The sequence below is a fragment of the Bradyrhizobium sp. B097 genome (assembly GCF_038957035.1).
GTDB lineage: Bacteria > Pseudomonadota > Alphaproteobacteria > Rhizobiales > Xanthobacteraceae > Bradyrhizobium.
In genome coordinates, this window is record NZ_CP152412.1 from 8,949,215 (window position 1) to 8,961,891 (window position 12,677).

The 12,677-nt window shown below is 63.6% G+C and carries 12 protein-coding genes; 8 read left to right on the forward strand and 4 right to left on the reverse strand.

Annotated elements, in window-relative coordinates; translation table 11 throughout:
* Positions 1-47: 47 nt before the first annotated feature.
* The 4 genes from ada (at position 48) to AAFG07_RS41190 (ending at position 2,852) form a co-directional block, all read left to right on the forward strand.
* Positions 48-1,160 (forward strand): bifunctional DNA-binding transcriptional regulator/O6-methylguanine-DNA methyltransferase Ada, encoded by a 1,113-nt coding sequence (gene ada / locus AAFG07_RS41175; protein WP_342725246.1) that lies wholly within the window; start codon positions 48-50, stop codon positions 1,158-1,160.
* Between the two features lie 169 nt (positions 1,161-1,329).
* Positions 1,330-1,575, forward strand: coding sequence for a hypothetical protein (locus AAFG07_RS41180; RefSeq protein ID WP_342725247.1), 246 nt, complete (start codon positions 1,330-1,332; stop codon positions 1,573-1,575).
* 167 nt (positions 1,576-1,742) lie between these two features.
* Positions 1,743-2,303, forward strand: coding sequence for a methylated-DNA--[protein]-cysteine S-methyltransferase (locus AAFG07_RS41185; protein WP_342725248.1), 561 nt, complete (start codon positions 1,743-1,745; stop codon positions 2,301-2,303).
* Between the two features lie 57 nt (positions 2,304-2,360).
* Positions 2,361-2,852, forward strand: a complete 492-nt coding sequence (locus AAFG07_RS41190) for a hypothetical protein (protein WP_342725249.1) — start codon at positions 2,361-2,363, stop codon at positions 2,850-2,852.
* A 442-nt stretch (positions 2,853-3,294) separates the two neighbouring features.
* On the opposite strand, the gene AAFG07_RS41195 is transcribed toward AAFG07_RS41190, so the two are convergent.
* Complete coding sequence (locus AAFG07_RS41195; RefSeq protein WP_342725250.1) at positions 3,295-4,359, reverse strand: adenylate/guanylate cyclase domain-containing protein; 1,065 nt, start codon at positions 4,357-4,359, stop codon at positions 3,295-3,297.
* Positions 4,360-4,401: 42 nt separating this feature from the next.
* Positions 4,402-5,241 (reverse strand): glucose 1-dehydrogenase, encoded by an 840-nt coding sequence (locus tag AAFG07_RS41200; protein WP_342725251.1) that lies wholly within the window; start codon positions 5,239-5,241, stop codon positions 4,402-4,404.
* Between the two features lie 175 nt (positions 5,242-5,416).
* Between AAFG07_RS41200 and AAFG07_RS41205 the strand changes: the two genes are divergently transcribed.
* Both AAFG07_RS41205 and AAFG07_RS41210 read left to right on the forward strand, forming a co-directional pair.
* Positions 5,417-6,379 carry an HWE histidine kinase domain-containing protein gene (locus AAFG07_RS41205; RefSeq protein ID WP_342725252.1) on the forward strand — a complete coding sequence of 321 codons (963 nt, stop codon included), beginning with the start codon at positions 5,417-5,419 and terminating at the stop codon, positions 6,377-6,379.
* 213 nt (positions 6,380-6,592) lie between these two features.
* Positions 6,593-8,365 (forward strand): EAL domain-containing protein, encoded by a 1,773-nt coding sequence (locus AAFG07_RS41210; RefSeq protein WP_342725253.1) that lies wholly within the window; start codon positions 6,593-6,595, stop codon positions 8,363-8,365.
* Between the two features lie 645 nt (positions 8,366-9,010).
* Here AAFG07_RS41210 and AAFG07_RS41215 read toward each other — a convergent pair.
* On the reverse strand, positions 9,011-9,652 hold the full coding sequence (locus AAFG07_RS41215; protein ID WP_342725254.1) for a carboxymuconolactone decarboxylase: 642 nt from the start codon (positions 9,650-9,652) through the stop codon (positions 9,011-9,013).
* Between the two features lie 267 nt (positions 9,653-9,919).
* On the opposite strand from AAFG07_RS41215, the gene AAFG07_RS41220 reads away from it, so the two are divergent.
* The gene (locus AAFG07_RS41220; protein WP_342725255.1) at positions 9,920-10,324 is read left to right on the forward strand and encodes a YccF domain-containing protein; all 405 of its coding nucleotides are present in this window, start codon (positions 9,920-9,922) and stop codon (positions 10,322-10,324) included.
* A 33-nt stretch (positions 10,325-10,357) separates the two neighbouring features.
* Here the strand turns inward: AAFG07_RS41220 and AAFG07_RS41225 are convergent, their stop codons facing one another.
* On the reverse strand, positions 10,358-11,032 hold the full coding sequence (locus AAFG07_RS41225) for a CerR family C-terminal domain-containing protein (protein ID WP_342725256.1): 675 nt from the start codon (positions 11,030-11,032) through the stop codon (positions 10,358-10,360).
* A 91-nt stretch (positions 11,033-11,123) separates the two neighbouring features.
* On the opposite strand from AAFG07_RS41225, the gene AAFG07_RS41230 reads away from it, so the two are divergent.
* Entirely contained in the window at positions 11,124-12,467 is a 1,344-nt protein-coding gene (locus AAFG07_RS41230; protein WP_342725257.1) for an oxygenase MpaB family protein, read from the forward strand.
* Positions 12,468-12,677 lie beyond the last annotated feature (210 nt).

Sequence of the window (12,677 nt, forward strand, 5' to 3'; positions counted from 1 at the left end):
CTGAAATCGGGTGGCAGTGTCGGCCATCCTGTGGCGTGATGCAATCGATGAACGTGAACCTCAAAAAGACCGGGAAATCGACACCGCTCTCCGTCGCCACCGACCCGCGATGGGCGCGGGTTCTTGCACGCGACAAGACAGCGGATGGCGCGTTCTGGTACTCGGTTGCAACGACCGGGGTCTACTGCCGGCCTTCATGTCCCTCGCGCACCGCGAATCCCGGGAATGTTCAGTTGCATGACACTCTGGAGAGCGCCAAGGCGACCGGCTTTCGGCCGTGTCTGCGCTGCAATCCGGACGGACTATCGATCGAGGCGGGAAATGCCGCACTTGTTGTCAAGGCATGCCGTCTTGTCGAACGGAGGGAAGAAGAGCCTTCGCTCGAAGAGTTGGCTGACGCGGTCTGCTTGAGTCCCAGCTACTTCCACCGCATGTTCAAAGCGGCGACCGGCCTGACGCCCAAAGGATATGCCGCTGCCTACCGCGCCAAGAAGGTTCGCGAAAACCTCGTCTCGGGAAACAGTGTCACGGAGGCGATCTATGACGCCGGCTTCAATTCAAGCGGCCGCTTCTACGAAAAATCCACCGGCATGCTCGGCATGACGCCATCGCGATACCGTGCAGGCGGCGCGAATGAGGAGATCAAGTTTGCGATCGGCCAGACTTTCCTGGGCGCCATTTTGGTCGCGTCGAGCACGAAGGGCGTTGCCGCGATCCTCTTGGGCGATGATGCGGAGACGCTGCTCCGCGATCTGCAGGACCGCTTCCCGAGTGCCCGCCTGATTGGCGCCGACCAGGACTACGAGGCCATCGTCGCGCGCGTTGTCGGCTTCGTGGAAGCGCCGGAACTCGGCCTCGATCTGCCGCTCGATGTTCGCGGCACCGCCTTCCAACAGCGCGTCTGGCAGGCGCTCCAGGACATTCCCATCGGAGAAACCGTCACTTATGCCGAACTCGCGCAACGCATCGGGTCCTGCAAGTCCGTGCGCGCGGTCGCGGGCGCTTGCGCCGCAAACAAGCTCGCTGTCGCCATTCCCTGCCACCGCGTGATCCGCACGGATGGTTCGGCCTCAGGTTACGCGTGGGGCGTCGAGCGAAAGCGCGCTCTGCTCGACCGGGAGGCATCGCAGAAGGTCGAAGTGCCTGACCGACAGCGCTGAACTGAAGCAATGATTTTTCCGGGTCTGTCCGTTCAGTTTGAGAATAACAATCGGAGTGTCGGGTCGCGCGCCGCCTGCTATTTCGTGATGACAAGTGATTCAGGTCCGGCGGACAAACAGCCGCTGATGCTTGGTGCCGGGGCTCCCGGTACAAGGAATGTCCCCGACGATGGATCCTCGCTTCGCACCGAAGAAATGGCTCGATAAGCAAGAGCGTGTCGAGGCGACGTTCGATGCGATTGCAGCCCCGATGCAGTCCGATCTCGCCAGGATCAAGGTGATGGCCCATTTCCGCAAACTCGTCGCAAACGGGTTTGCCGAATGGCGAATGCTGGACAACGGGACCATCCGCCTGCGGCTCGCCACGGGCGAGACGTATCTCCTCGAACAGACCACGATCACGCGCATCGCGTGATCGGCAATACGAGTCCCTGATCTTCTTCAGCCAGGCGCCAATGCGCTTGGCTTTTTTTGCTTCGTCAGCGGCTCGAAACCTTTCTCGATTTGAAAGCAAGCATCGGAGTTTGGCGTTGCGCTCTTTCACATACGTTCGGTCATCAAGACAGATGAAGGAGACGACCCATGAATCTCATGACACACGCTGGGCCCTCGGTCGACCTGGCCACCACCACCGCCGACGTTCTTTTCTATGCGACTGGCAGCTGCGCGTTCGGCACGGTTCTGATCGCACGCAGCGTCAAGGGGGTTTGTGCCATCCTGCTCGGTGATGATACACGCGCACTGGAAGATGATCTGGCGAGACGCTTCCCGCACTCCACGCTCGTTCCGAACCAGGTGATGGTTCGCGACGACCTCGCGAAGGTAGCACGCTACGCCGACAAGCCCTCCGAGGGACTCGATCTCACGCTGGACATGCGCGGCACGCCGATCCAGCGCCGCGTGTGGAACGCGCTTCGTTCGATCCCGCTCGGCAAGACCCGGAGCTACATGCAGGTGGCTCGCCTGATCAACGCCGCCTATCCCCAGGTCACCGCGCGCATCGTCGCGAACGCCTGCGCTGCCAACCCGCTCGCGCTCGTGATTCCCTGTCATCGCGTCATTCGCACCGACGGCGAACTCGCCGGCTATTGCTGGGGCCTCAAGCGCAAGCGCGAGCTGCTCGACAAGGAAGCCAGCGCATGAACCTGCAGCGCAGCCCATGGCGTTGGCGGATGGCCCCTCGCGACCAAGGAGGACGTCATGAAACTGGCCGTGATGACGGATGAGACAATCGGGCTCGTCGTAATCCTTCCCAACGGCCCCCAAATCGTCGACATCGCCAGGAGCGCAGGTGTCTTTGCTCCGCACGATCCGCTGTCGAGCGGCCTCTTGAACGGCGCCTTCAAGGATGGCGTCGACTGGCCGTCGATCCTCAAGCACTGGGCGCGCTTGCAATGGCCCCTCCAGCGGCTTGCTCACATCGCGGTAACCTGCCCGGACCACCCGGGCCTGGTCGTCCAATCGCTTGCCGATCAGAATTTGAGAAACGGGTCCGGCATTCCGATCGTCGCCATCGACATCACGGATGTGCAGCCGTTCGACGAGCGGGATCCGACTGGCTGGCGGGCCATGAAACGGCAGTTCGTGACACCGCCGCTGGAAGCGATTGAAGCGGACTCGACTGCCACATCAGAGACCGCTCAAGTCATCGGCTTCGTGCGTCCCAACAAGGACGAATCCTGGAAGCGGTGACGCATCGCCTTCCGCGCCCGAAAGCAAGGACCGGTGCGGTCTGGTCTGATCGAAGCTCAGTTCCTCGTGTTCGCGCCACACCGGCTCTTGCACGCGGCGGCCTCGGCAGTGCATTGGGCGACGCAGGCACCGGACAGGCCGCAACTCGTCGCGCAGGTATAGTTGGTTGAGTTGCAGGTTGCGACGCATTCCGTTGGCACATCTCTTTGCGCCATTTGACGTCTTTCGAGCAAGGAAGCGGCGTTGCTCGAAACGGTCCCCGACAGCAACAGCACCAGCGCCAGCGTATTCCTCATGTGAAATGCTCCCAGACACGATGCAGTCGCATCATCGGTCGCCGGATTTGCTTTCGCACTCCGGTTCTTGCTTCCAAATCTGAACGCATCGCTGTGGGGTAGGCATCCCAAAGCGCCGCCTCCCGCTTGCAGCAGAGGCGAACACTCTACGCTACTGCTCCGATCCCGACGACGTCGATGCCGTCGACGCGGCCGCGGATCGGAAGCGTTCCGAGATCGCTCACCGGAAACGGCGGCGGCACAGCGAAACGCGCCATCGCCGCGCGCGAGGCGAGAAAGCCGCCGTCGACCTTGCGGCTCAACTCCTCCAGCCGCGCCGCGATGTTCATGACGTCGCCATTGAACACGATCGCGCGCTTGACGTCGCCGATCTCGCCGACGATCACGGGGCCGAAATGCAGGCTGCCGCGGATCTGCGGCACCGCGCCGAATTCGCGCTCGAACTGCGGCGCCGCCTTCCGCAGCGCGCGGCGCATCGCCACGAAACAGCGCAGCGGCCGGCAATCGACCGCGCCGTTATGTTCGGGCCAGGTCACGATGACCTCGTCGCCGATATAGTTGAGCACCTCGCCGCGATAGTCGACCACGGACTGCGTCAGCAGGCGGAAGGTGCGGTCGAGAAAACGATGGATACCGATGCCGCCGAGTCGCTCGGCAAGCCCGGTCGACCCCGCGATATCGACGAACAGCACGAAGCGGTTCTCCTCGACCGGGGAGTGATAGCGCCCGGTGACGAAGTTCATGAAGGCGCGCGGGCCGATCAGATTGGCGATACTGAAGCCGAGATTCACCAGCACCGAGATTCCCGCGGAATAGGCGAAGCTCCACCAGAAATCCTCGAACGAAGCCTGCAGTGGAGCGCCCGCGACACGCTCGCCCGCCTGCAGCAGCTGGATGCCGATGATAATGGCGGCGTAGATGGCGCTGCGTGCGATCAGATTGGTGAGAAAGGACAGTCGGTTGAGCCAATCCCAATCCTCAAGGACGAACAGTTCGATGGCCCCGATGATGGCGGCAAGCAGGAAGCCGTAGGTGGCGCCGGCGATCAGCGACGTGGCTCCGCCCCCGCCGCGGCTCAGCCCGACCGCGAGGCCGGACAGGATTCCGACGACGACCACGGCAGCAAGACGTTGCAGCTTCCGCTCGAGCTTCGCGCTGATGCGAGGCAGTGACTGCGGAGCGCCTTTCGTCGGTTTGGTCAGTGCGGACATGGCGACTTTCTCTTCGCGTCATCGCGAGCTCGAGCGTTCGGCCTACGTCCCCTGATCGAACGCCTTGCGCAGCGCGACGTAGCCCGCCTGCTGCTGGCTCCAGTTGCGGCCGCCGGTCATGGCGCCGTCGACGACGAGGTCATGGCCGTTGATGAAGCTCGATTCGTCACTCGCCAGGAACACCGCGGCATGCGCGATGTCGTCGGGCAGGCCCGCGCGCGGGATCGGCTGCGCCGCCTTGTAGACCTCGCGCATGACAGCCGGGGTCTGCTCGGCGGCTTCAGTCGACAACCCCAGTGCCTTGCCGAAAATGCCGGTGGCGATCGCGCCGGGCGAGATCGAGTTGACGCGGATGCCGGACTCGCCGAGCTCCATCGCCACGCATTTGGTGAAATGAATCACCGCGGCCTTCGCGGCGCCGTAGACCATCGACGAGGAGAAGCCGGCGAGCCGGCCGGCGATGCTGCCATTGTTGATGATGCTGCCGGAACCCTGTTGGCGCATGATGGGCGCAACATGCTTCATGCCGAGCATGACGCTGCGCACCAGCGTTGCCATCGCGGCGTCGAACCGCTCGACGTCGAGGCCCTCGATGCCGCCGGTCTGCGCCGGGCCGCCGGCATTGTTGAACAGGCAATCGATCCGGCCGAACCTCTCCACCGCAAGCGCGATCAGCGCCTGCATCTGCTCCTCGACCGTGACGTCGGTCTGGCGAAAGATGCAGTTGCCGCCGAGCCGGCGCGCCAGTGCCTCGCCCTCCGGCGCGCGGCGCCCGGCGATCACGATCCTCGCGCCCTCCGCAACAAAGATCTCGGCGGTGCGCAACCCGATGCCGCTGGTCGCCCCAGTGATCACCGCAACCTTGCCGTCCAGCCGTCCCATGCCGATCCCCCCGACGTTCAATGTTGCGGATATTCCCCAGCCGCTCCTGACAACGCAAGCGCAGGTGCGGTTAACGGCCGGCGAGGTCCGCCTGTGGCCAGAAGGCCACAACTGCGGTTTTTCGGTCGCAGCGGCCTTATTTTGGGGCGCCTGTTCACGTGAACTGGAGCGACCGATGGTGAAGTGGATCGACGATTTCAGGGCGAGTTGGCGGGGCGATGCGCAGCCATCGTTGCTGCTTGCGGTCGGCTTCGCCGTGTTCTGTCTCGTTTTGGCCACGGCCGCGCGCTTCGGGCTCGCCCAGATCAGGCCGGACGTGTTCTTCACGCCCTATTTCCCGGCGGTATTCTTCGCGACCGCACTTGGCGGCTTCCGGATCGGGATCGCCACCGCGCTGGCCAGCGGCCTGCTCGGCGTCCTGCTCAATTTCAGCGGCGCGCACGCCGATCCGGCGCGCTTTGCGCTGCTGATGATCTTCTGGGTGGTGTGCGGCATCGCGATCTGGGGGGTGGAGCACTACCGTTCCCTGGTCGCGCAGCAGCGCGAGGTTTCCAAGCGGCTGATCGAGGAGGAGCAGTACCGCAAGATCGTGGTCGACGAATTGCAGCACCGGCTGAAGAACAAATCCTCGACCATTCATGCCGTGCTGCATCAGGCGCTGCAGGACCGGCCCGATGTCTGGCAGCGCATCGACCATCGCATCCGCGCGCTCGCGGCGACCGACGATCTGATCGCGCGGGTCGACGGCTATGGCTGCGATATCAAGGATTTGCTGCGCTCGGAGCTCGGCCCCTACGGTCATGTGCGGTTCAATCTCAATGGCGAGCAATTGTTCCTGCCTGCCAAGCTCGCCGTCTCGCTGGCGCTGATCTTCCACGAGCTCGCAACCAACGCCGGAAAATACGGCGCGTTCTCCTCGCCGCGCGGATTTCTGCAGGTGTCATGGACGGTGGACGATGGGCGTCTCAACGTGATCTGGGACGAAACCGAGGGACCGGTGGTCGAGGTCATCGGCGAAGCCGGCTTCGGCACCAAGCTGTTGAAGTCGGCGCTGCGGCCGTTCGACGGCAAGACCGAGATCAGTTACCTGAAGACCGGTGTTCACTGCATCATGCAGTGCAATCTGCCCAACTGTTGATAAGTCTGCTTTTCGGTACACGCGCTTTATTTGCGCGTGCCGATGCAACCGCGCGCGCCGCAATCGCTTTCACCGGCGGCCGATGCCGATATTGATACTCTGTTAATGACGATTGCCGCGACGGCTTGCGAAAGCAGCCCGGGTCTCTTTCTGTCACGGCATTTCGCAAGTCCGCTTAACCAAAACTACAACGGACTTTGCCAAGGTCGGCACATGCATAGTTTCACCAAAAACGATTTTCAGGCGGGCACGGTAGAGACCGGGCAGGACGACATTTCCAGCAATGAATTGCGCATCCTGCGCGATCTTCTCCAACTGCTGCCGGCCGGCGTGACCGTCCAGGATGAGCAGGGCCAGTTCATTCTGGTGAACGAAGCGGCAGCGAGCCAGTTGCAGCTGGCGGCCAGCGCGAGCCAGCCATCGCCGGTCGACGAGCGCCATGCCGCCAATCTGGACCTGTTGCGCAGCGGCCGTCCGGTGGTGCTCGAGGAAGTCCTCGCCTGCGGCGCAGCCAAATACGTGTTCCTCACCGCGCACCGGCCGGTCCAGATCGCCGGCCGCAATCTCCTGATTTCGACCTCGACCGACATCAGCGAGCAGAAGGCGTTCGAGGATCAGCTGTTCCGCTCGGCCTATTACGATGAACTGACCGGCCTGCCGACCCGGCGGGTGATCGAGCATCGCGTCAACGGCCTGATCCGCGACTCCGCGCAGAGCCATTTCGCGCTCGCCTTCCTCGACGTCGACAACTTCAAGCACATCAACGACTATTACGGCCACGCGATCGGCGATGCGCTGCTGGTCGAACTGTCCAAGCGGCTCGGCCACGCGCTGCGCGAGACCGATATCCTGTCACGGATCTCCGGCGACGAGTTCCTGCTGCTGCTGAACCCGATCAGCGGCAACGACGAGGTCGCCGAATTCATCCACGTCATGCAGGAACGGCTGAAGGCGCCGTTCTTCATCGAGGACTCCGAGATCTTCGCCTCGACCTCGATCGGCGTCAGCCTCCACCCCATGCATGGCAGGAGCTACGAGGCGCTGCGCCAGAACGCCGACATCGCGATGTACCGCGTCAAGAACAACGGCAAGGGCGCGACCGCGTTCTTCGACAACAGCATGGAGCGCGAGGCGCTGGCGCGGATGAAGATCGAGCAGTCGTTGCGGCTGGCGATCCTGGAAAAGCGCTTCTGCTGCGCATTCCAGCCCAAGGTCGATATCCGCACCCAGGAGATCAAGGGCATCGAGGCGCTGGTGCGGCTGCGCGACGACGAGGGCGTGATCCAGGCGCCGGGCACCTTCATCAACCTCGCCGTGGAGCTCGGCCTGATCGACGAGCTGACGTTTCTGGTGCTGGCGGAGATCGTCAAGTCAATCGACCTGATCAACGACACGTTCGGCCCCACGGCGACGATCAGCATCAATGTCGCCGCCAAGCAGGCTGGCAACGTCGAATTCATGCGCCGCTTCGCACGCGCGATCGAGGAGACCGGCTTCCCGAAACGCTTCATGATCGAGGTGACCGAGGACGCGTTCGTGACCCGGTCGCATTTCCAGGACCAGATCCTGCCGATCCTGCGCGGCATCGGCGTCGGCATCTCGATCGACGATTTCGGCATCGGCTATTCGTCGCTGTCGGCGCTCGCCGACATCACCGCCGACGAGATCAAGATCGACCGCTCCTTCATCACCGACATCCATCAACGGCCGCGCAGCCAGGGCATCCTGCGCGCGATCGAATCGCTGAGCGAAGCGCTTGGCATGACCGTGATCGCCGAGGGCATCGAATCCTATGAGGAGCTCACCTATCTGCAGGCGGCGACCAAGATCCGCTACGCCCAGGGCTATTACTTCGCCAGGCCGATTTTCCTCGAGGACCTGAAGCCGGCGACCCCGGTCGCCAGCGAGGCGCGCGCCAGCATGGCGGCACGCACGGCCCAGGAAGGTCGCCAGAGCTACTCGCGCGCCAGCGGTTTCAGGCGGTAAGGCAGATCAGAGGGCAATCGCGACGGGACTGCACCCTCTCCCGCTTGCGCAGGGCTATCGTATATTGCGCTCATAGAACGAGACCGATAACCGGATGCGATAGCTTGTCCCAGGGGCGCGCTGCCAAAATATCGAAAACAACCCCATGCAAAGGTGCCGGCAGCCGCCGGCCTTCGACACGGCAACTTGACACGTCGGGCAAATCAGCGGCATTATTCTATTATTCAGAAATCGTGCAGGCGACCGGTACGCTGCGGCTTGTCGGCTCCAGCACTCCGTCTCTGGAATACTGGATCACCCGTGTGCGCGGGTGATGACAGCGCGTGATGTGGGGCGCCTTGAATCGCGAACCCATCCTCATCGTCGTCCTGGCGAAAGCCAGGACCCATTACCCCGAATGAGAATTGCTGCGCGACGCTGGGGCAGCGTTCCCGTTAACAAGCAAATACGGTGGTTATGGGTCCTGGCTTTCGCCAGGACGACGATCGTATGTGTCACCCCGCACTGTCATCGCCCGGTCCATGCGCAATTGCGCACAGGCCGGGCGATGACGGCGGGGGACGAGGATATAGCCCCATAGACTCTTATGCGATTGCCCTACCCGCAAGCGGACGAGGTAGGATAGCGAGACAGCTGCGGACGCAGCTACTTCTCCAGCACCGGGAGCGGAGGCACGCTGTCATTGGCGGAGCCGGCCTGCATCGTGATCAGCGTCATCGAGACCAGGTCGTAATAGCCCATGATGCCGATGATATCCATGATGCCGCGCTCGCCGAATTTCTCCTGCGCCGCCTTGTAGACCGCGTCGCTGACCTTCCTGTCGCGATAAAGCGCAATGCCGAGATCGTAGAGCGCGGCCTCGTCGTCCTTCATGCCGTCGGGCCGCGTGCCCTTGGCAATGGCGTCTGCGATCTTCGGATCGAGCCCGCCCTTCATCGCCAGCGGATAGTGCGCGGACCATTCGTATTGCGCGGTCCAGTGCCGCGCCGTGATCAGGATCGCCATTTCGCTCAGCCGCGCCGGCAGCGAGGTGTTCCAGCGCAGATAGTCCGACAGGTTCGACAGCTTCGGCGCCAGATCGGGGTTGCGGATATAGGCGCGGTAGGGCGGCACAGTGAACTTGGCGTTGCGCGGCGGCGCGCTGATCAGGTCTGCCCAAGACTTTTGCGGTGGTGACAGTTCCTCGGCCTTGAGCGGCGCGAACCGCACGGCGTCCTCGGCTCGCACAGCGGCCTGCGCAGTCAACGCCAGCACTGCCAGAACGCCCGCCCCAAGTAATTTTCTCATTGTTGCTCTCCCTTTCCGATGCAGGCTTCTCGTCGTCCTGCACGGCCGCGCGAGCTTAGAGCGTTTTCGAGCGAAGTGGACCCGGTTCGCGTGAAGAAAACGCGTCAAAACAAGAATCTAGAGCTTCGGTTCTGATTCAATCAGGACCGAAGCTCTAGCCGCGATCAAAGAGATGCAACGCGGCGAGCGCGCATTTGGCCGCACCTACCGCCACGCCCGACATCAGCCTATATTGGGGGCGTCCGAAGCGGCGCGAAGGTGTCAGCCATGCAGCCTGTGTCTATCCTCCTGAACATCCTCTGGATCCTGATCGGCGGCGCCTGGATGGCGTTCGGCTGGCTGATCGCCGCTGTCATCATGGCTGTCACCATCATCGGGCTGCCCTGGGCACGCGCGGCGTTCAACATCGCGGTCTACACGCTGCTGCCGTTCGGCTCGCGTGCGGTACGCCGCGACGAAGTCACCGGCATGTCCGATATCGGAACCGGACCGCTCGGCGTGATCGGCAATCTGATCTGGTTCATCCTGGCCGGCTGGTGGCTTGCGATCGGCCATGTGATCACCGCGATCCTGCTCGCGGTGACCATCATCGGCATCCCCTTCGCCTGGGCACATCTCAAGCTTGCCGGCATCGCGCTGTGGCCGATCGGCAAGGTGATCGTGCCGGTGTAAGGCGCAGTCCGCAGGCGGATCGCGAGGCGTTCGTCAGCGCGCCAGCGCGTCGACCTGCGCTTCGAGCGCTTCGATCACCATCGTCAGCGAGGCCGCCTTGCCCATCGTCCGCGAAATGATCGGCGCGCCGGACTGGAAGCCGGTCAGCCCGGCGATCATCATCACGGCGCGGACGCGCGCCTGCGCCGTCGTCAATCGCGCGCTGGACGCTGCGATGATCAGCTGGGCCACGAGCTCGATTCCCGGCCGCCACAGCCCGGCATAGAGAACCTCGAAAGCCCGCCCGGGATCCGCCAGCTCGCGCTGGACGAACAGGCGATTCTGCTCGCTCGCCGATGTCAGCAGGAAGCGCGCCAGCGCCGTGAGCAGCAGCTTCAACTGCGCGCGGGCGCCGTCCGGATCAGGCGGTCCCTCCAGCGACGCGGCAGCAGCCTCGCCGACCGCTGCCATGCTCTCGCGATAGCGCGCCAGGATTTCATGCGCGCAGGCGAGATAGAGGCCTTCCTTGTTGCCGAAATAATAGTTGAGCGCGGGCAGGTTGATGCCCGCCTCCTCGGCGATCTGCCGGGTGGTCACCCGGGCGAAGCCGCTGTTGCCGAACGCCGCGAGCGCGGCGTTGAGGATGCGGTCGTGGGTCTCGTCACCCTTCTTGTAGGGGGTCGTGGCCGATCGCGTCGGCGGCGGGAGGGGGTTGTTTCGTGCGCTCATCGGAAAATCATATCACACGATATTATTTATTGCATTTCCTATCGCTTGATATAAATTTGCGGCAGCCAATGAAGATCAGGGAGAGCCGCGGATGCAGGCCGGAACGCTGGAAAAGCTGCGCAGCAACGTCGCCGCGCAGAAGGAGAGGAATCCCGGGATCTACGGCAAGGTCGACTTCTCCATCGTCCCGGAACGATTTACGCAAGATGCCGGCAGCCCAAGCGTGCTCCCCGCAAAATTCGACGCCGCCCGCGCGGCGTTACTGGCCGATCCCGACCGTATGGCGTTCATCCGCAGCTACACGATGATGGGCGATCCGCCCGCCGACGCCTATGCGGCGCTGATGCGCGAATACGGCTTCCGCCGGCTGGTCACCATGCTGGTTCAGGCCTGCGATGCGGGCGTCGAGACGGTGGCCGATGCGCCAGGCGAACTGATCGCGCTGATCCGCGACATGGAGCGCACGCCCGCCTGGCTCGACATGAAGCTGGTCGAGGAAGGCGCGCGGATCGATCGCAACGCCGCCGCCAATCTCAGCCCCTTCATCATCCGCGGCGCGTTTCTTGCGACCTTCATGAACAAATACGCGGCGCTGCCGATGGCGATCACCAACGCATTGTCGAGCGGCACGTCGGCGCGGCGCGTCAAGGAGACCGCGACGTTCTTTGCCACCTCGGTGCTTCCAGGTGCGCTCGGGCGGTTCGGCGCGGGCTTCAAGGCAGCGGCAATGGTGCGGCTGATGCACTCGATGGTGCGCGCCAACGTGATGCGCCGCGCCGACAATTGGGACATTTCGGTCTATGGCATCCCGATTCCGCAGGTCGACCAGATGCCGGCCGGACTGATCCCGATCTTCCTGCTTGCGCAGAAGGTGCTGGCCGACGGCCGCACGGCGTTCACGGCGGAGGAACGGGCCCGCGTCGAGCTTGCGCGCTACCGCTGCGTCCTGCTCGGCCTGCCGGAGGACCTGCTCGCCGATACGCCGAAGGGTATTGTCGACCTCATGCTGCTGCGCTCTGCGACGCTGCGGGCCGGCTATGACGACAAGACCTGCGGCGAACTGGTCCGGGCCACGATGGCGGCAACCTTGCGCTCCGACGAATCCTTCGGCAGCCGTCTGTTCGAATTCTTCGAACGCAGCTTCGCGAAGACGTTCTTCCTGAACAGCTTCCTGAACGGCGACAGGGCAAGAGCCGCATCGATCGGCGTACCGGTCACAGCGGGGGATCGCACCGTGACGGCCCTGGTCGGGATCTTCCTGTTCAGCCGGCTTGCGCTCTACCGGCTGGCGTCGCGCATTCCCGGCCTCCGCGAGGCTGCCGACCGGCGGCTGGTCAAGCGAATCGAAAGTCTGCTGAAGGACTACGGCCACGCCGAGTTCACGACGGACGCCGCCGCCTATCGGCCGGCGCAGGCGTCGGCCGTGAAGTCCTAAGGCGCGTGGACCGGGTCGCCGCGCGACATACGCACCGGCGACCTCGGTGCCTAGAGCCAATCCTTCGTCGTCTGGGAACAAGCCTGGTAGTCGCGCCGCCAGATGAAACCACCGCCACTACAGGGGGGACGTGGGCGCGAGGTGGCGGGGCACTCGTTCCTGACCCGTGCGCTGGTGCCCCAGCCGTCGATCACACAGGCACCTCGTGAG

Coding starts and splice junctions, on each gene's coding strand:
- AAFG07_RS41195 (WP_342725250.1), bottom strand. CDS start 4,359: ATGTCCGCACTGACCAAACCGACGAAAGGCGCTCCGCAGTCACTGCCT.
- AAFG07_RS41205 (WP_342725252.1), top strand. CDS start 5,417: ATGGTGAAGTGGATCGACGATTTCAGGGCGAGTTGGCGGGGCGATGCG.
- AAFG07_RS41230 (WP_342725257.1), top strand. CDS start 11,124: ATGCAGGCCGGAACGCTGGAAAAGCTGCGCAGCAACGTCGCCGCGCAG.
- AAFG07_RS41215 (WP_342725254.1), bottom strand. CDS start 9,652: ATGAGAAAATTACTTGGGGCGGGCGTTCTGGCAGTGCTGGCGTTGACT.
- AAFG07_RS41210 (WP_342725253.1), top strand. CDS start 6,593: ATGCATAGTTTCACCAAAAACGATTTTCAGGCGGGCACGGTAGAGACC.
- AAFG07_RS41190 (WP_342725249.1), top strand. CDS start 2,361: ATGAAACTGGCCGTGATGACGGATGAGACAATCGGGCTCGTCGTAATC.
- AAFG07_RS41200 (WP_342725251.1), bottom strand. CDS start 5,241: ATGGGACGGCTGGACGGCAAGGTTGCGGTGATCACTGGGGCGACCAGC.
- AAFG07_RS41180 (WP_342725247.1), top strand. CDS start 1,330: ATGGATCCTCGCTTCGCACCGAAGAAATGGCTCGATAAGCAAGAGCGT.
- AAFG07_RS41225 (WP_342725256.1), bottom strand. CDS start 11,032: ATGAGCGCACGAAACAACCCCCTCCCGCCGCCGACGCGATCGGCCACG.
- ada (WP_342725246.1), top strand. CDS start 48: ATGAACGTGAACCTCAAAAAGACCGGGAAATCGACACCGCTCTCCGTC.
- AAFG07_RS41185 (WP_342725248.1), top strand. CDS start 1,743: ATGAATCTCATGACACACGCTGGGCCCTCGGTCGACCTGGCCACCACC.
- AAFG07_RS41220 (WP_342725255.1), top strand. CDS start 9,920: ATGCAGCCTGTGTCTATCCTCCTGAACATCCTCTGGATCCTGATCGGC.